The sequence below is a fragment of the Streptomyces sp. DSM 40868 genome, from assembly GCF_011820545.1.
Taxonomy (GTDB): Bacteria; Actinomycetota; Actinomycetes; order Streptomycetales; family Streptomycetaceae; genus Streptomyces; species Streptomyces eurythermus.
In genome coordinates this window covers 1,032,439-1,050,240 of sequence record NZ_CP050504.1, presented here as the reverse complement: position 1 = coordinate 1,050,240, position 17,802 = coordinate 1,032,439, and the positions used below count along the sequence as shown (strand labels likewise).

Genomic DNA, 17,802 nt, shown 5'->3' with positions numbered 1-17,802 from the left:
CGGCGATCGCGCCGGTGTTCCGGTGTGTCGCCCAGCTCGGCGAGGGTGGCGAAGCGGATGGCCGCCGCACGGCAGCGCTCCACGTACGGCTGGAAGCGGGGCCCGTCGAACGCGGCGACGTCCGGTTCGAGCTTCACCCAGTGGCCGGCCATGCTGTCCCTCCCCCGTCGGCGCGATGCTCGCCTCATCCTGGCACCGGGACGGGCATAGGCAAGGGGCGTTCACGTGCATGAACTTCACACACGTGGGTGTACATGTCATATGGGGGTGTGCCAAGCTCAGCCGACTTCCTTCGAACACGGCGGAGTGGGAGGGCGAGCATGAGCGTTTCCCGGCGTGCGCTGCTGGTCACGGCGGCGGGTGCGGCGGCCGTGGGGCCGGTCACGGAGGCGTCGGCGGCACCCGTGGCGGCGGCCGGACGGGCGGAGACGGGTGGACGGGTGGAGACGGGCGCGACCCTGCGGACGCTGAGCGCGGCGGCGGACTACGCCGTGGCGAAGGTCCGCGCCGTGGCGCCCCGCGTGACCGGCTTCCCGGTCGGCACCAGGTTCGAGAAGTGGACGTACTCGCGCGGCGGGGACTGGGTGGGCGGCTTCTGGCCCGGGACGCTGTGGATGACGTACCTCTACAGCGGGGACGACACCTTCCGTGCCCGGGCGGTCGAGTCGGCCCGGAACCTGGCCCCCCGCCAGACCGACACCACCACCCACGACCTGGGTTTCCTCTTCTACCCCTCCTGGGTCACCGCCTGGCGCCTGACCGGCGACGACGAGTGGCGCACCGGCGCGATACGCGCGGCCGACTCCCTGATACGGCGGTACAACCCGGGCGGCGGGTTCATCCGGGCATGGGGCGCGCTGAACGACACCGCCAACGCCGGCCGCGTCATCATCGACACGATGATGAACCTGGACCTGCTGGCGTTCGCGAGCCGGCAGACCGGTGACCCCGCCTACCTGGACATCGCGGTGGCGCACGCGAGGACCGCCCAGCGCGTCTTCCCCCGACCGGACGGTTCGACCCCGCACGTGTTCGACTTCGACCCGGACACCGGCGCACCCCTCGGCCCCGCCACGGTGCAGGGTTACGATGCCTCCTCCTGCTGGTCGCGCGGGCAGGCGTGGGGCATCTACGGGTTCACCACCATGTACCGCAGGACCGGCGACACCGGGTTCCGGGACACCGCGCGCAGACTCGCCGACTACGCCATCGAGGCGCTGACCCCGGACCACGTGCCCGTCTGGGACTACCGGGCGCCGCAGCAGCCGTACGACATCAAGGACGCCTCCGCCGGGGCGATCATGGCGTGCGGACTGCTGGACCTGCACGCGGCGACCGGCCGGCGGGCCTACCGGGACGTGGCGCTGCGGATCCTCACCGCCCTCGCGGAGACGTGCCTGACCAGGAACTCGGCCCGCGCGGAGGCGGTCGTGGCCCGCTGCACCCGCAACCGTCCCGGCGAGGACGGCATCGAGATCTCGCTGCCCTACGCCGACTACTACCTCCTCGAAGGCATCCTGCGGGTGCTCCGCCCCGCGGACGTGGACCGCGCGATCGACCTGTCACAGCCGTCCTAGCGGTCCTGGATCGAGGAGGGGGGCGCGGGCGGCGATGTCGCCCGCACCCGCTCAGCCGGCCGAAGCGTTCCGTGTCGCCTCGCGTGCTTCGGTGAGGGCCCGCTGCCTGAGGCTGCCGCCGAACAACTGGATCGTGGTGGCGGCCAGGACGTCGTCCCTGCCGATGGTCCGCCCGTCCCCCCTGCGGGTGGACAGGGCCAGGAGGGGATCCTTGAGGAGCGGGGGAGGGGCCGGTTCGCCCGGCGTCACCAGGTGGACCGAACCGAAACGCTTGACCCCGCCCTCGCGGACGACCATGGCCGCGTCCCGTGCGAGGTCCGTCAGGAACATGCTCGCGATTCCGTCCAGGTCGCGGACCATCGCCGGAACGGCCCTCGCCCCCCGGCTGCGCAGCAGCTTCCTCACCCCGGCCTCGAACCGGTGGGCGCCGGCCACAGCACTCGGTCTGCGCGGCCCGCGGCGCTGACGAGAAGGCACGACGGCGCCCTCGGCGTCGTACAGGACACCGGTCAGACCCCGGAACGTCGGGCTGTGGTCGTACCACTTGGTCCCCACCTCGACTTCGACGTTCCGGTCGATCGCCGACAGGAGGTCCCCGGGGACCAGCTTCTTCCGGGCCTCCGCCGCCGCCGCTCGCCTCGCGCCGTCGATGATCTCCGTCAGCACCGTCCGCGTCACCGACGCGGCGGCCCACGCGGCCGGCCGGGAGACGTGCAGCGGAGTCACGTCCCTGAACACCGCTCTGACGAGAGAAGGCTTGAACGGCGGGACATCCATGCCCGCGGCGGTCCCGGGACCACCGCGCTCAGGGCGTGCGGGCTGTACGGTCATCGCGAGGAAACGCTCCTTGCCGTCGAAGTCGAGGTTGTCAGAGGCCCACACTTCACCACGCGCTGCCGGGCATCAACCGCCGGATCATCCCGGCACACCGGCCCGGCCCGCCCACCGCGCCGTGTCACAGCCAACCGGCGATGGCCGAGGCGACAGGGGGCCCGGCCGAAACGGATTGCCTCGGGGGCGGCGCTCACGTTGGCTGGGCAGCATGGCTGAACTGCGTACCGAACGCCTCCTGCTCCGTCGATGGCAGGACTCCGACCTTGAACCATGGGCGGCGATGAACGCTGATCCCGAGGTTCGGCAGCACTTGGGCGGCCTGCTCACCCGCGAACAGAGCGATGCCTCCGTGGCGCGGTACCAAGCCGAGTTCGATCGGCGGGGATACGGATGGTGGGCCGTTCAGTTGCAGGCCACGGGCGAGTTCATCGGCTTCGCGGGCCTGGACCGGGTGGATGACGGCATGCCGTTCACGGGGGTGGAGATCGGTTGGCGGCTCGCTCGCTCGGCCTGGGGCCGGGGTTACGCCACCGAGGCCGCCCGGGCCTGTCTGGCCTTCGGCTTCGAGACGCTCGAACTCCCCGAGATCCTCGCGGTGACGACTGCTGCCAACCTCCGTTCCCGGGCAGTGATGCGCCGGATCGGCATGACCCGCGACCCGGCTGACGATTTCGACGACCCCACCGTGCCCGAAGGGCCACTGCGTCCGAACGTGCTGTACCGAATCGCGCGTGGTGTGAGGGTGTGACGCCCTCGGCTCGGTGTCGCGCCGCCGGGGCCGGGTGGGTCAGCGGTGTATGGAGGGCTCGTCGGTGTGTTCGTGCGTGTGCTTCGTGCGGGCCGTGTGTCCGGCGACGGCCCGGGAGCGCGGTGCCGGGCCGGAGCGGCGGTTGATCAGGACGACGCCGGCCACGACGACGGCGCCGCCGAGCAGTTCCACCGGGTGCGGGATCTCGCCGAGCCAGACGAAGGACACCAGCAGGGCGACGGGCGGGACCAGGTACAGCGCGGCCGTGGACGCGGCGAGCGGCAGACGGGCGACGGCGTAGCCCCAGATCACGAAGCCGAGGGCGGACGGCAGCAGCCCGAGGAAGGCGACGGCCAGCAGCGCGTCCAGGGGGGCGTGGGTCATCGCCCGGGCCGTCGCGGGGACGAGCGGCAGCGCGAACACCGTGCCGGCGATCATGGCGTACGTGGCCACCTCCAGCCCGGTGTAGTGCCGCAGCAGCGGTTTGCTGGCGAAGTGGTAGACGCCCTGGACGACGGCCGCGGCCAGCACCACCAGGGACGCGGCGGTGAACCCGGACACCCCGTCGCTCAGCGTGACGACGGCGGTGCCCGCGAGGGCGATGACGCTGCCGAGGGCCACGTTGCGGCTGATGTGTTCGGCCAGGAAGGCGCTGCCCAGCAGGACGCTGAACACGGGGGCGACGGCGATCAGCAGGCTCGCGGTGCCCGCCTCGACATGGATCTCGCCCCAGTTCAGCAGCACCTGGTAGGCGGTCATGCCGGTGAGCCCGCACAGCGCGATCTGCGGCAGGTCCCTGCGCCGGGGCACCCGGACCCCGGCGAACGGGGCGATGGCGGCCAGGACGACGGCGGCGATGGCCAGCCGCAGCAGCGAGAGCGCCGCCAGGCCGAGTCCGCCGACCCCCACGCGGATCGCCGGGAACGCGGACGCCCACAGCACGACGGTGCCGGCCAGGGCGAGGAAGCGGGGGGAGGCGAACCGTGTGCGCATTCCTCTACGATGCCGAGACGGAAACAAGAAGGTCCAGTTAGCTTTCTTTATGTAAAGCGTAAGAAGTGATGATGCTTGATGTTCGCCGGCTCAGGATCCTGCACCACCTGGCCATCCACGGCACCGTCGCGGCGGCGGCCGAGGCCCTGCATCTGACCGCGCCGGCGGTCTCCCAGCAGCTGGCCGTCCTCGAACGGGAGGCCGGCCTGCCCGTCGTGGAGAAACACGGACGCACGCTGCGGCTGACCACCGCCGGCGAGCTGCTGGTCGCGCACGCGGAGGTGGTCCTCGGCGACCTCGCCGCCGCGGAGTCCGACCTCGCGGCGCTGCGCGGCGGCCGGCGCGGACAGGTCCGGGTGGCCGCGTTCGCCTCGGCCGCCCGCACCCTGTTCCCGGCCGTGTACCGGGCGCTCGCCGAGGAGGACGACGCGTGGTCGCGCCGGCTCGCCCTGCACCTCACCGTCCTGGAACCCGGTGACGCGCTCCAGGCCCTGCACAAGCGGGAGATCGACGTCGCCGTCGTCCACGGCTACACCGTACTGCCCCGCGACTTCCCCTCGGGCAGCGAGCAGGAGGCCCTCATGGAGGACCCCGTGGTGGCCGTGCTGCGCCTCGACCACGCGGACCGGCTGGGGCTGGCCCCCGGGGCGCCCGCGGACCTCTCCGCGCTCGCCCAGGCGCCCTGGCTGACACCCGCGCCGGACACCTCCTGCTACGAGATGATCCAGCGGACCTGCGGCGCCGCCGGGTTCGTCCCGGACATCCGGGTCCGCAGCAGCGACTTCGCCGTCCTGACCTCCCTGGTCGCCGCCGGTGCGGGCGTCGCGCTGGCCCCCCGGCTCGCCGTCCCGGACGACGCCGCCGGGGTCAGCCTGCACCCGCTGACCAGGCCGGTCAGCCGGACGGTCTTCACCGTCAGCCGCTCGGGCACCGCCCGCAGGCCCGACATACACCTGCTGAACTCCCTGCTGAAGCGGGCGGCGGCCGACCACTCCGGCAGCCCCTGACGCGCACGGTTCCGGCGGCCCCCCGGCCGCGTCAGCGCAGCCCAGGCAGTCGGCTCAGTTCCGGGACGCGTAGCAGGCGGGCCGTCGTCAGGTAGACCACCGCCAGTGTCAGCGTGCCCGCGGCCAGGGAGAGGGCCGTGGGTGCGGTGCCCGTGCCGAGGCTGGTGCCGCACAGCCGTGCCACCGTCCAGCCCAGGGCCGCGCCCAGGCCGGCGGCGACCAGCAGCTTGGCGTAGGTGCGGCGCAGGGCCCCGTCGTCGAGGCGTCCGCCGACCCGGCGCCGCAGCAGCCGCGCGGTCACCAGGAGCCCGATCGCGTACGACAGCGTGTACGCACCGGCCATCGCCGTCACCGCCCAGCGCGCGGGCAGCAGCACATGGCAGGCGGTGACGAGGGCGATGTTGACCACGGCGACCCACGCGGCCATGAAGAACGGCGTACGGGTGTCCTCGAAGGCGTAGAAGCCGCGCAGCAGCAGGTACTGGGCGGAGAACGGGACGAGGCCGGGGCCGAACGCCTGGAGCATGTGGCCGAGCGGCCGGGCGGTGGCCGCGTCGGCGGCACCGTGGGCGAACAGCAGCACCGCCAGCAGCGGGCCCAGGGCGAGGAAGAAGAACGCGGCGGGCACGATGACGGCGCCGCTGACCCGCAGGGCGCGGGACAGGTCCGCCCGCAGGTCGGCCACCCGCCCTTCCGCGGCGGCCCGGCTCATGCGCGGCAGCAGCGCGGTCACCAGGGAGACCGTGACGATGGACTGGGGCAGCATCCAGATGGTCTGCGCGTAGGTGTACGCCGAGTAGCCCGCGCCCGCGTCCGGGAGTTCCTGGTCGGCGGCGTTGGCGTAGTTGGTGACCACCGCCAGGGCCACCTGGTTGGCCAGCACGAACAGCAGGGTCCACTTGGCCGCGTGGACGCTGGAGCCGAGGCCCGTGCCGCGCCAGTCGAAGCGCGGCCGGAACCGGAAGCCGGCGGCGCGGGCGAACGGGATCAGGGCGAGGGCCTGTACGGCGATGCCGGCGGTCGTGCCGATGCCGAGCAGCCGGACCTGGCCGGCCGTGATGTCCGCCACCCGGTCGGGGACCGTCATCAGGCCCAGGTAGGCGGCGAACATGGCGATCAGGACGACGTTGTTCAGCACCGGCGTCCACATCGCCGCCCCGAACTTCTCGCGGGCGTTGAGGACCTGGCCGTAGATGCCGGTCAGTCCGTAGAAGAAGATCTGCGGCAGCAGGTACCGGGCGAAGGTGACCGTCAGTTCGTACGCCTCGTGGTTGTCGGCGGTGTCCCGCATGTAGACGCCGACGATCTGGGGTGCCGCCCACACCGCCAGCGCCGTCCCGACGCCGAGGACGCACACCACGAGGGTCACCAGCCGCTGCTCGTAGGCCCGGCCCTGGTCGGGGTGTGTGGCGCGGGCGCGCACCAGCTGCGGTACGAGGACGGCGTTGAGGGCGCCGCCGATCAGGAGCGTGTACAGACTGGTCGGCACCGTGTTGGCCGTGTTGTAGGTGCTCGCCAGCAGGCCCGTGCCCAGTGCGGCGGCCTGGAGCACCGTGCGGATGAGTCCCGTCGCCCGGGACACCACGGTGCCGGCCGCCATCAGTATCGAGGCCCGGGCCGGCCCGGGAGGGGCCGGTCTCTTCCGGCGACGGCCTCGCGTACGGCGGTCCGCCCGGCCCGCCGGGGCGGCGTGCCTGCCCCGGGGCCGGCGCTGTGCCGGCACACCCCGTGGCCTCGTCTTCGCGTCCTCGATCATGCGCACAACCTATGTGAGCCAGGGGAGGGGGCCGCGATGCCGGGGCGGGCGCGGGGGCCCGGACACCGTGAGAGAAAATAGTTGCCTTGAGAAACTAGGAAGTGTGATGAAAGGTCCCGCATGCCGCACCTCACCATCGACTACTCCTCCCGTCTGGCCGGAGTCCTCGACGCGGGCGTCCTCGTGAAGGAGCTGCATCCGCTGGTCCTGGAGGAATCCGGATCGACGGGTGTGTGCAAGACGCTGGTCCGGCCGGTGGACACGTACATCGGTGACATGTCGAGCGGGGAGACCGCTTTCCTGCACATCGAGGTGGGCCTCCTGGCCGGCCGCCCCGCACACCAGCGGGCCCGCCTGTCCGAGCGCGTACTGGACCTGGCCGACGGACACCTGCGCGCGGCCGGGGTGCCCGAGGCGGTCGTCTCGGTGGAGGTCAGGGAACTGGCCGGCAGCTACCGGCTGTCCACCGTGACCACGGCCGGCGGATGACCCCGTCACGGCCCCTCGCCGGCCGTCGTCACCGGGGGACCCCTTAGCCGTCGCAGGGGCCCCTGGGGGCCCTAGGGGTGTCGTGCGTCACCACCCCCTGCCTAGCCTCCGAAATCGAAAGGGGAAGCGGACCGGCAACCGTCCGGAGGCGATCCGCACGGCCCAGGCCCTCACTTCGATCCCGATCGGATGGCGCGCTGGTGAACAACGAAGAGCAACTGCTCGACTACCTCAGGCGGACGACGGCGGACCTGCGCGAGGCGCGGCGACGGCTGCGCGAGAACGAGCGACGCGCACACGGCCCGGTCGCCGTCGTCGGCATCGGCTGCCGTTACCCCGGCGGCGTCACCACCCCCGAGGAACTGTGGGACCTCGTCGCGACCGGCACCGACGCGGTGACCGGCTTCCCCACCGACCGCGGCTGGGACGTCGACGCCCTGTACGACCCCGACCCGGCCCGGCCCGGCAAGACCTACGCCCGCACCGGCGGATTCCTGCACGACGCCGCCGACTTCGACCCCGGCTTCTTCGGCATCAGCCCCCGCGAGGCCCTCGCCATGGACCCGCAGCAGCGGCTGCTGCTGGAGACCTCCCACGAGGCCTTCGAACGGGCCGGCATCGTCCCCGCGTCCCTGCGCGGCAGCCGCACCGGTGTGTTCGCCGGCGTCATGTACAACGACTACGCCACCCGCCTCGATTCCGTCCCCGACGACCTCGACGGCTACCTGGCCAACGGCAGCGCCGCCAGCATCGCCTCCGGCCGCGTCGCCTACACCTTCGGACTCGAAGGGCCCGTCGTCACCGTCGACACCGCCTGCTCCTCCTCCCTGGTCGCCCTGCACTGGGCGGTACGGGCGCTGCAGTCCGACGAGTGCTCCCTCGCCCTGGCCGGCGGGGTCACCGTGATGTCCACCCCGGAGACCTTCGTCGACTTCAGCCGGCAGCGCGGGCTCGCCCCCGACGGCCGCTGCAAGGCGTTCGCCGCCGCGGCCGACGGCACCGGCTGGGGCGAGGGCGCGGGCATGCTGCTGCTGGAACGGCTCGCCGACGCCCGCCGCAACGGCCACCCGGTGCTCGCCGTCATCCGGGGCAGCGCGGTCAACTCCGACGGCGCCAGCAGCCGGCTGACCGCGCCCAACGGCCCCTCCCAGCAGCGGGTCATCCGGCAGGCCCTGGCCGGCGCCGGGCTCACCCCCGCCGACGTCGACGTGGTCGAGGCACACGGGACCGGCACCGCCCTCGGCGACCCCATCGAGGCCCAGGCGCTGCTCGCCACCTACGGCCAGGACCGCGACCGGCCGCTGCTGCTCGGCTCGGTCAAGTCCAACCTCGGGCACACCCAGGCCGCCGCGGGCGTCGCGGGCGTCATCAAGATGGTGCTGGCCATGCGGTACGGCGAGGTCCCGCCCACCCTCCACGTCGACGCGCCCACCGATCAGGTGGACTGGAGCGCCGGAGCCGTCGAACTGGCCCTGGGACGGCGCCCCTGGCCCGCCACCGGACGGCCCCGCCGCGCCGCCGTCTCCTCCTTCGGCATCAGCGGCACCAACGCCCACGTCGTCCTGGAAGAGGCACCCGCCGACCCCGAACCGGACCAGGACACACCCGACTCGCCCGCCCGGGAGGGCGGTTGCGTGCCCTGGATCGTCTCCGGCCGCACCCCCCAGGCCCTCACCGCGCAGATCGCCCGGCTGCGCGACCACCTCGGCACCCACCCCGGCGCCCGCCCGGCCGACCTCGGACTGTCGCTCGCCACCACCCGCGCCCGCCACGAACACGGTGCCGTCGCCGTCGGCCGGGACACCGCCGAACTGCTCGCCGCGCTCACCGCCGCCACACCGCTCACCCGGACCGGCGGCCGGACCGCGTTCCTGTTCACCGGGCAGGGGGCCCAGCGCACCGGCATGGGCCGCGCCCTGCACCGCGCCTTCCCGGTGTACGCCGAGACCTTCGACGCGGTGTGCGCCCTCGCCGACCCGCACCTGGACCGGCCGCTCGCCGACGTGCTCGACGACGACACCGGCCCGCTGAACCGCACCGACTACGCCCAACTCGCCCTCTTCGCCACCGAAGTGGCCCTCTACCGCCTCCTGGAGTCCTGGGGCGTCACCCCCGACTACCTGGCCGGGCACTCCGTCGGCGAGATCGCCGCCGCCCACGCCGCCGGGGTGCTCTCCCTGCCCGACGCCGTGCGGCTCGTCCTCGCCCGCGGCACCCTGATGGCGGCCCTGCCCGAGGGCGGCGCCATGGCCGCGCTGCGCGCCACCGAGGAGGAGATCACCCCCCACCTGGACGCGACGGTGGGCCTCGCCGCCGTCAACGGCCCGCGCTCGGTGGTGATCTCCGGCGCCGAGGACGCCGTGACCGCCCTCGCCGCCCGCTTCGGCGGCGGAAAGCGGCTGACCGTCTCGCACGCCTTCCACTCGCCGCTGATGGAGCCGATGCTCGCCGGCTTCGCCGAGGCCGCCGCCCGCTGCTCCTACGCCGAGCCCCGCATCCCCCTCGTGTCCACGCTCACCGGCGCCCTCGCCGACCCCGCGCACCTTGCCACCCCCGGCTACTGGGTCGACCACGTCCGCCGCACCGTCCGCTTCGCCCCCGCCCTGACCACCCTGCACGACCTGGGCGTGCGGACGTTCCTCGAAGTCGGCCCGGACGCCGCCCTCACCGCGCTCGCCGCCGACTGCGTCCCCGAGGACAGCGTGACCATCGCCGCCCTGCGCCGGGCCGGCGACGAGGAACACGACCTGGTCACGGCCGTGGCCCGGCTGCACGCGGCCGGCACCGACGTCGACTGGGCGGCCTTCTTCGCCCCGCACCACGCCCGGCCCACCACCCTGCCCACCTACGCCTTCCAGCGCAGCCGCCTCTGGCTGGACGCCGGCACCGGCGGCAGCGGCGACGCCGGCGGCCTCGGGCAGAGCGCCACCGGCCACCCCCTGCTGACCGCCGCGACCGACCTGCCCGACAGCGGGGGAGCGGTCCTGACCGGACGGCTCTCCCGCGCCACGCACCCATGGCTCGCCGACCACGCCGTGCACGGCACCGTGCTGCTGCCCGGCACCGCCTTCGTGGAACTGGCGCTCCAGGCCGCGGAGCGCACCGGCTGCGACACCGTCGGCGTACTCACCCTGCACGCCCCGCTGATCCTGCCCGAGCAGGGCGCCCTCGCCGTCCAGGCCGCCGTCGGCCCCGACCGGGACGGACAGCGGGAGCTGACCATCTGGTCCCGCCGTGCCGACACCCCCGACGCCCCCTGGACCCGCCACGCCGCCGGAGTCCTCACCTCCGCCGACGGCACGGACCCGGCCCGGCTCACCGACTGGCCGCCCCCGGACGCCGAACCCGTCGACCTGGCCGGCCTCTACCCCGCGCTGGCCCGCACCGGCTACGGCTACGGCGAGGTCTTCCAGGGCCTGCGCGCCATGTGGCGGCGCGGGGACGAGCTGTTCGCCGAGGCGGCCCTGCCCGACAGCGCCCGCGCCACCGCCGCCGGATACGGGATCCACCCGGCCCTGCTGGACGCCGTCCTGCACGTCAACCTGCTGGACCTGCCCGACGGCCAGGCGGTCCTGCCGTTCGCCTGGGCCGGTGTCACCCTCCACGCGCCGGGCACCGACACCCTGCGCCTGCGCCTGACCCCGTCCGGCCCCGACTCCGTCGCCCTCACCCTGGCCGACGCCGCCGGCGCGCCCGTCGCCACCGTGCGCGGCCTCGTGGCCCGCCCCGTCACCGCCGACCAGCTCGCCGGGGACGGCGACGACCCGCTGTACCGGGTGGACCTCGTCCCGGCGCCCGCCGCGACGGCCCCGGCCCTGCCCGCGACGGCCGTGTGCGGCCTCGGCGACAACGACACCGGCCCTGGGAGCGCCGGTCCGGGCAGTGCTCCCCTGATCGGCGCCGACGTCCCCCACCACCCCGATCTGGCCGCCCTCACCGCCGCCGGTCCCGTCCCCGACCTGGTCCTGCTGGCCGTACCGCCCGCCCCCGACGCCGTACCCGACCTGCCCGCCCTGGTGCGCGCGCGGGTGCACGAGGTCCTGGACGTACTGCGCTCCTGGCCCGCCGACGAGCGGTACGCCGGGCGCCGGCTCGCCGTGCTGCTGCGCGCCGGCGACCTCGGTCACGCCGCCCTGTACGGGCTGGTCCGCGCCGCACAGGCCGAGCACCCCGGGCGGTTCCTGCTGGTCGACAGCGACGGCAGCGCCGACCCCGCACCGGCCCTCGCCGGCGCGCTCGCCGCCGGGGAACCGGAGATCGCGGTGCGGGACGGCGAGGTGCGGCTGCCCCGGCTGGCCCGCGCCAAGCCCGGTGGCCCGCCCGCCTGGGACCCCGACGGCACCGTTCTGATCACCGGAGGCACCGGCGGCCTCGGCGCGCTGATCGCCCGTCACCTGGTCACCGCGCACGGCGTACGGCACCTGCTGCTGGCCGGGCGGCGCGGCCTGGACGCCCCCGGGGCCGCCGGACTCGCCGAGGCGCTGCACGACTCGGGCGCCGAGGTGACCGTCGTCCGGTGCGACGCCGCCGACCGGGACCAACTGGCCGCGCTGCTCGCCGAGCACGACGTACGGGCCGTGGTGCACGCCGCCGGCGTCGTCGACAACGGCGTCCTGGCCGGCCTGGACGACCGCCAGGTGGACCGGGTGCTGCGGCCCAAGGTGGACGCCGCCTGGAACCTGCACGAACTGACCCGCGAGAAGGACCTGTCCGCGTTCGTGCTGCTGTCCTCCGCCGCCGGACTGCTGGTCGGCGGCGGCCAGGCCAACTACGCGGCCGCCAACACCTTCCTCGACGGTCTCGCCGCCCACCGCCGCTCGCTCGGCCTGCCCGCCGTCTCCCTCGCCTACGGCCTGTGGTCCGGCACCGACGGCATGAGCTCCGGCATCGACGCCGCCGACCTGGAACGGCTGCGCCGGCTCGGCCTGCCGCCCCTGACCCCCGCCCAGGGCCTGCGCGCCCTCGACACGGGCCCCGGCGGCGAGGACGCCGTACTGGTGCCCGTACGCCTGGACGCCGCCGCGCTGCGCGCCCGGACCGACGGCGTGCCCGCGCTGCTGCGCGGCCTGGTCCGGCCCGCCCGGCGACGCGGCACCGAAGGCGCCACCCCGGCGGGCTCCTGGCGCGACCGGCTGGCCCCGCTGGCCGACCCCGACCGCGACCGCGCCCTGCTGGAGCTGGTGCGCACCCATGTCGCCGCCGTGCTCGGGCACCCCTCGCCCGAGTCGGTGGAACCGGGGCGCGCCTTCCAGGAGATGGGCTTCGACTCGCTCGCCGCCGTCGAACTGCGCAACCTCCTCGCGGGCGCCACCGGGCTCACCCTGCCCGCCACGCTCGTCTTCGACCAGCCCACACCCACCACCCTCGCCGCCCACCTCAAGACCGCGCTGGTGCCCGGCCCCGCCGACCGGGCCCGGTCCGCGCTGGCCGAACTGGACCGCCTGGAAGCCACGTTGCACGCCCTGCCCGACCAGGACGGCAGCCACGCCCGGGTCACCGCCCGCCTCGAAGCGCTGCTGCGCGACTGGCAGGACACCCACGGCCGGCCTGCCGCGCCCGGGACGCCGGCCGACGTCGGCGACGCCAGCGACGAGGAACTCTTCGCCAGGATCGACAACGAACTGGGAGCCCTGTGATGGAAGACTCGGCCACGGCCGGCAAGCTCCGCGACTACCTCAAGCGGGCCACGACCGAGCTGGAGCGCAGCCGCCGCCGCGTACGGGAGCTGGAGGACCGCGAGCGCGAGCCCGTCGCCATCATCGGCATGGGCTGCCGCTACCCGGGCGGTGTGCGCACCCCCGAGGACCTGTGGCGGATCGTCGACGAGGGCATCGACGTCGTCACCGACTTCCCCACCGACCGGGGCTGGGACACCGAGGCGATCTACGACCCCGAACCCGGCGCCCCCGGCAAGACCTACGTCCGCCACGGCGGCTTCCTGCACGACGCCGCCGAGTGCGACCCCGCCTTCTTCGGCATCAGCCCCAAGGACGCGCCCGGCACCGACCCGCAGCAGCGGCTGCTGCTGGAGGTCACCTGGGAGGCGTTCGAACGGGCCGGCATCGACCCCACCACCGTCAAGGGCACCCCGACCGGCGTCTTCGTCGGCCTGATGCACCACGACTACCTCGGCGGCACCATCTCCGGCAGCATCGTCTCCGGCCGCATCGCCTACACCCTGGGCCTGGAGGGCCCGGCGGTCACCATGGACACCGCCTGCTCCTCCTCCCTGGTGGCGCTGCACCAGGCCATCCAGTCGCTGCGCAAGGGCGAGTGCTCCCTGGCGCTGGCGGGCGGCGCCGCCGTCATGGCCAGCCCCGAGATGTTCATCGAGTTCAGCGAGCGCCGCGCGCTCTCCCCCGACGGCCGCTGCCACTCCTTCTCCGACGACGCCGCCGGCGCCGCCTGGGCCGAGGGCGCCGGCATGCTGCTGGTGGAGCGGCTGTCCGACGCGCTGCGCAACGGCCACGAGGTGCTCGCCGTCGTGCGCGGCTCGGCCGTCAACCAGGACGGCGCCTCCAACGGCCTGACCGCGCCCAGCGGCCCGGCGCAGATCCGCGTCATCCGGCAGGCCCTCGCCGACGCCCGGCTCGCCCCGCACCACATCGACGCGGTCGAGGCGCACGGCACCGGCACCACCCTCGGCGACCCCATCGAGGCTCAGGCCGTCATCGCCGCCTACGGGCAGGACCGGCCGGACAACCGGCCGGTGTGGCTCGGCTCCCTGAAGTCCAACATGGGCCACCCGCAGGCCGCGGCCGGGGTCGGGGCCGTCATCAAGATGGTCATGGCGATGCGCCACGGCACCCTGCCCCGCACCCTGCACGTCGAGAAGCCCTCCACCGCCGTCGACTGGAGCGCCGGAGACGTCCGGCTGCTCACCGAGGCCCGCCCCTGGGACACCCCCGACGGCCGCCCGCGCCGGGCCGGCGTGTCCTCCTTCGGCATCTCCGGCACCAACGCCCACACCATCCTGGAGGAGGCGCCGCCCGCCGCCACCGAACAGGACGCCCCCGAGCGGACCGCGCTGCCCGTGATCCCCTGGGTGCTGTCCGGCAAGGGCCCCGACGCCGTGCGCCGGCAGGCGGAGCGGCTGCTCGCCGCGGCCGGCGGCCTCGACCCGTACGACGTCGGCCACTCGCTGGCCACCACCCGCACCGTGTTCACCCACCGGGCCGCCGTCACCGGCCGCGACCGGGACGAGCTGCTGGCCGGCCTGCGCGCCGTCGCCGACGGCAGCCGGCCCGCCGAGGCGGCCCCCGAACCCGGCCGGCTCGCCGTGCTGTTCTCCGGGCAGGGCTCCCAGCGGCCCGGCATGGGCCGCACCCTGTACGCCGGGTTCCCGGTGTTCGCCGCCGCCCTCGACGAGATCTGCGCCGCGTTCGACACCCACCTGGACCGGCCGCTGCGCGAGGTGATGTGGGACCAGGACACCGACCCCGCGCCGCTGCACCGGACCGTGTACACCCAGGCCGCCCTGTTCGCCTTCGAAACCGCCCTGTACCGGCTGCTGGAGCACTGGGGCATCCGCCCGGACCTGCTCGCCGGGCACTCCGTCGGCGAGGTCGTCGCCGCGCACGTCGCCGGCGTGCTGGACCTGAAGGACGCCGTCGCCCTGGTCGCCGCCCGCGGCCGGCTCATGCAGCAACTGCCCGCCGGCGGCGCGATGGTGTCCCTGCTCGCCACCGAGGCCGAGGTCGCCGCGCTGCTCACCGACGGCGTCGGCATCGCCGCCGTCAACGGCCCGCGCGCGGTGGTGGTCTCCGGCGACGAGGACGCCGTACTCGCCGTCGCCGCCCGGGTGGAGAAGTCCACCCGGCTGAAGGTGTCGCACGCCTTCCACTCCCACCGCATGGACCCCATGCTGGAGGAGTTCCGCGAGGTCCTGGCGCAGCTGACCTTCCGGGAGCCCGCCCTGCCGGTCGTCTCCAACGTCACCGGCCGCCTCGCCGACCGACTGACCTCGCCCGAGTACTGGGTCCGGCACGTCCGTGAGGCCGTCCGCTTCCACGACGGGGTCACCACCCTGGCCGCCGAGGGCGCCACCCGTTTCCTGGAGGTCGGCCCCGACGCGGTCCTCAGCAACCTGGCCCAGGACACCGCGCCCGTCGTCATCGCCGCCCAGCGCCGCGACCGCGCCGAGGACGCCGCCCTCCTCGACGCCGTCTGCCGGCTGCACGTGACCGGCACCGGCCCCGACTGGACGGCGCTGTTCCCCGGGGGCCGCAAGGTCGACCTGCCCACCTACCCCTTCCGCCGCGACCGGCACTGGGAGGACGCCCCCATCCTCCAGGCCGAACGCTCGGCGGCGGCCCGCGCGGGCGACGCCGCCGACCCGTTCTGGGACCTGGTCCGCGACCAGGACGTCACCGCCGTGGCCGCCACCCTCGGCGTCGCCGACGAGACCTCCGTCGCCGCCGTCGTACCGGCCCTCGCCGCCTGGCACGAGCGGCGGCAGACCGACGCCGCGGCCGACGGCTGGCGGTACCGCGTCGCCTGGGAGCCGCTGGCCCCCGCCGCCACCCCGGCGCGCGGCGGCCGCTGGCTCGCCGTCGTGCCCGCCGCCGACGACCCGTGGACCACCACCGTCCTGACCGGGCTCACCGAACGGGGCCTCGCCCTCGACACCCTCACCGTGCCCGCCACGGCCGGCCGCACCGAACTCGCCGCGCTGCTCCACGGGCGGGACGGCGCCGACGGGGTGCTGTCCCTGCTGGCGCCCGCGTCCGCGCCGGCCGCCACCGCCGCCCTCGTCCAGGCCCTCGGGGACGCGGACGTCACCGCCCCGCTGTGGTGCGTCACCCGCGACGCCGTCGCGCACGGCCCGGCCGCCGCCGTCACCGGCCTCGACCAGGCCCCGGTGTGGGGCCTCGGCCGGGTCGCCGCCCTGGAACACCCCGAACGCTGGGGCGGACTGGCCGACCTGCCCGCCGAACCCGGCCCGGACACCCTCGCCCGGCTGGCCGCCCTGCTCGGCGACCCCCGCGGCGAGGACCAGGTCGTGCTGCGGGAGACCGGCGCCTACGGCCGGCGCCTGGAGCCCGCCCCCGCCCGTACGGGCGCCCCCTGGACCCCGTCCGGCACCGTGCTGGTCACCGGGGCCACCGGCGCCGTCGGCAGCGCCGTCGCCCGCCGGCTCGCCGCCGACGGCGCCGACCACCTGCTGCTGACCTCCCGCCGCGGCATGGACGCCCCCGGCGCCGCCGACCTGGTCCGCGAACTCACCGACGCCGGCACCCGGGTCACCCTCACCGCCTGCGACCTCACCGACCGCCGGGCCGTGGCCGCCCTGCTGGACTCCGTACCGGCCGAACACCCCCTCACCGCCGTGCTGCACCTGGCCGGCGTCCTCGACGACGGCGTCCTGGACGCCCTCACCCCCGAGCGCTTCGACAGGGTCCTCGCCCCGAAGGCCGACGCCGCCCGCCACCTGCACGAACTCACCGCGGACCGGGACCTGTCGGCATTCGTGCTGTTCTCCTCCCTGACCGCCACCGTCGGCGGCGCAGGCCAGGCCAACTACGCCGCCGCCAACGCCTACCTCGACGCCCTCGCCGAACACCGCCGCGCCGCCGGACTGCCCGCCACCTCGATCGCCTGGGGACCGTGGGGCGGCGACGGCATGGCCGCCCACGGCACCGTCCGCTCCGCCGCCCGCGCCATGGGCATGTCCCTCCTCGACCCCGCCCGCGCGCTCACCGCGCTGCACCGCGCCCTGGCCGGCGGCGACACCACCGTCACCGTCGCCGACGTCGACTGGGCGGTGTTCGCGCCCGCCTTCACCGCGACCCGGCCCAGCCCCCTGCTGTCCACGCTGCCCGGGGCCCGCCCCGCCACCGGCGGACCCGAACAGGCGGGCGCCGCCGACGACTTCGCGGCGAAACTCGCCGGCCTCACCGGCGGCGAACGCGACCGCGCCCTGCGGGAGCTGGTCTGCGGCCAGGCCGCCGCCGTCCTCGGCTACGGCGACGCCGGCGCCGTCGAGCCGAGCACCGCCTTCCGCGACCTCGGCTTCGACTCCCTCACCTCCGTCGACCTGCGCAACCGGATCAGCGCCGCCGCCGGGGTGCCGCTGCCCGCCACGCTCATCTTCGACTACGCCACGCCCGCCGCCCTCGCCCAGCACCTGGGCACCGAACTCGCCGGCGCGGGCACCTCCTCCGTGGACTCCGTCCTCGCCGACCTCGACCGGATCGCCGCCCGGCTCGGCGGCCTGAGCGCCGAGGACATCGAACAGGGCCGGATCGCCGGCCGCCTGCGGTCGCTGCTCGGCGACCTGGACCAGGCCCTCGGCCAGGAGGAGGCCGTCGCCGTCGCCGGACGGCTCGAGGACGCCACCGCCGACGACGTCTTCGCGTTCATCGACAACGAACTCGGCTCGGCCTGAGGCGACCCTCC

Annotated in this window: 9 protein-coding genes; 6 read left to right on the top strand and 3 right to left on the bottom strand. The window is 75.0% G+C overall.

What is annotated here, in order from left to right; translation table 11 throughout:
• Positions 1–320: 320 nt before the first annotated feature.
• Complete coding sequence (locus HB370_RS04495; RefSeq protein ID WP_030784738.1) at positions 321–1,577, top strand: glycoside hydrolase family 88 protein; 1,257 nt, start codon at positions 321–323, stop codon at positions 1,575–1,577.
• Between the two features lie 51 nt (positions 1,578–1,628).
• On the opposite strand, the gene HB370_RS04490 is transcribed toward HB370_RS04495, so the two are convergent.
• The gene (locus HB370_RS04490; RefSeq protein ID WP_030784742.1) at positions 1,629–2,408 is read right to left on the bottom strand and encodes a hypothetical protein; all 780 of its coding nucleotides are present in this window, start codon (positions 2,406–2,408) and stop codon (positions 1,629–1,631) included.
• 211 nt (positions 2,409–2,619) lie between these two features.
• On the opposite strand from HB370_RS04490, the gene HB370_RS04485 reads away from it, so the two are divergent.
• Positions 2,620–3,159 carry a GNAT family N-acetyltransferase gene (locus HB370_RS04485; protein WP_030784744.1) on the top strand — a complete coding sequence of 180 codons (540 nt, stop codon included), beginning with the start codon at positions 2,620–2,622 and terminating at the stop codon, positions 3,157–3,159.
• A gap of 39 nt (positions 3,160–3,198) precedes the next feature.
• Here HB370_RS04485 and HB370_RS04480 read toward each other — a convergent pair whose 3' ends face one another.
• Positions 3,199–4,152, bottom strand: a complete 954-nt coding sequence (locus HB370_RS04480) for a DMT family transporter (protein ID WP_051815767.1) — start codon at positions 4,150–4,152, stop codon at positions 3,199–3,201.
• A 68-nt stretch (positions 4,153–4,220) separates the two neighbouring features.
• Between HB370_RS04480 and HB370_RS04475 the strand changes: the two genes are divergently transcribed.
• Positions 4,221–5,159, top strand: a complete 939-nt coding sequence (locus HB370_RS04475; RefSeq protein ID WP_244405421.1) for a LysR family transcriptional regulator — start codon at positions 4,221–4,223, stop codon at positions 5,157–5,159.
• A gap of 31 nt (positions 5,160–5,190) precedes the next feature.
• Here the strand turns inward: HB370_RS04475 and murJ are convergent, their stop codons facing one another.
• A complete protein-coding gene (gene murJ / locus HB370_RS04470) occupies positions 5,191–6,915 on the bottom strand; it encodes a murein biosynthesis integral membrane protein MurJ (RefSeq protein WP_030784749.1) in 1,725 nt (574 codons plus the stop codon).
• Between the two features lie 120 nt (positions 6,916–7,035).
• Between murJ and HB370_RS04465 the strand changes: the two genes are divergently transcribed.
• From HB370_RS04465 to HB370_RS04455, 3 genes are all read left to right on the top strand, one after another.
• Positions 7,036–7,404: an isomerase gene (locus HB370_RS04465; protein WP_030784752.1), complete on the top strand. Its 369-nt coding sequence runs from the start codon at positions 7,036–7,038 to the stop codon at positions 7,402–7,404.
• A 200-nt stretch (positions 7,405–7,604) separates the two neighbouring features.
• Positions 7,605–13,040, top strand: coding sequence for a type I polyketide synthase (locus HB370_RS04460; RefSeq protein ID WP_030784755.1), 5,436 nt, complete (start codon positions 7,605–7,607; stop codon positions 13,038–13,040).
• Positions 13,040–17,791, top strand: a complete 4,752-nt coding sequence (locus tag HB370_RS04455; protein ID WP_167512942.1) for a type I polyketide synthase — start codon at positions 13,040–13,042, stop codon at positions 17,789–17,791. The genes HB370_RS04460 and HB370_RS04455 overlap by 1 nt, the downstream gene beginning before the upstream one ends.
• Positions 17,792–17,802: the final 11 nt, after the last annotated feature.

What these genes read in the sequence shown, in the direction of transcription:
- HB370_RS04495 (WP_030784738.1), top strand. Translation starts at nt 321, where the DNA reads ATGAGCGTTTCCCGGCGTGCGCTGCTGGTCACGGCGGCGGGTGCGGCG.
- HB370_RS04490 (WP_030784742.1), bottom strand. Translation starts at nt 2,408, where the DNA reads ATGACCGTACAGCCCGCACGCCCTGAGCGCGGTGGTCCCGGGACCGCC.
- HB370_RS04485 (WP_030784744.1), top strand. Translation starts at nt 2,620, where the DNA reads ATGGCTGAACTGCGTACCGAACGCCTCCTGCTCCGTCGATGGCAGGAC.
- HB370_RS04480 (WP_051815767.1), bottom strand. Translation starts at nt 4,152, where the DNA reads ATGCGCACACGGTTCGCCTCCCCCCGCTTCCTCGCCCTGGCCGGCACC.
- HB370_RS04475 (WP_244405421.1), top strand. Translation starts at nt 4,221, where the DNA reads ATGATGCTTGATGTTCGCCGGCTCAGGATCCTGCACCACCTGGCCATC.
- murJ (WP_030784749.1), bottom strand. Translation starts at nt 6,915, where the DNA reads ATGATCGAGGACGCGAAGACGAGGCCACGGGGTGTGCCGGCACAGCGC.
- HB370_RS04465 (WP_030784752.1), top strand. Translation starts at nt 7,036, where the DNA reads ATGCCGCACCTCACCATCGACTACTCCTCCCGTCTGGCCGGAGTCCTC.
- HB370_RS04455 (WP_167512942.1), top strand. Translation starts at nt 13,040, where the DNA reads ATGGAAGACTCGGCCACGGCCGGCAAGCTCCGCGACTACCTCAAGCGG.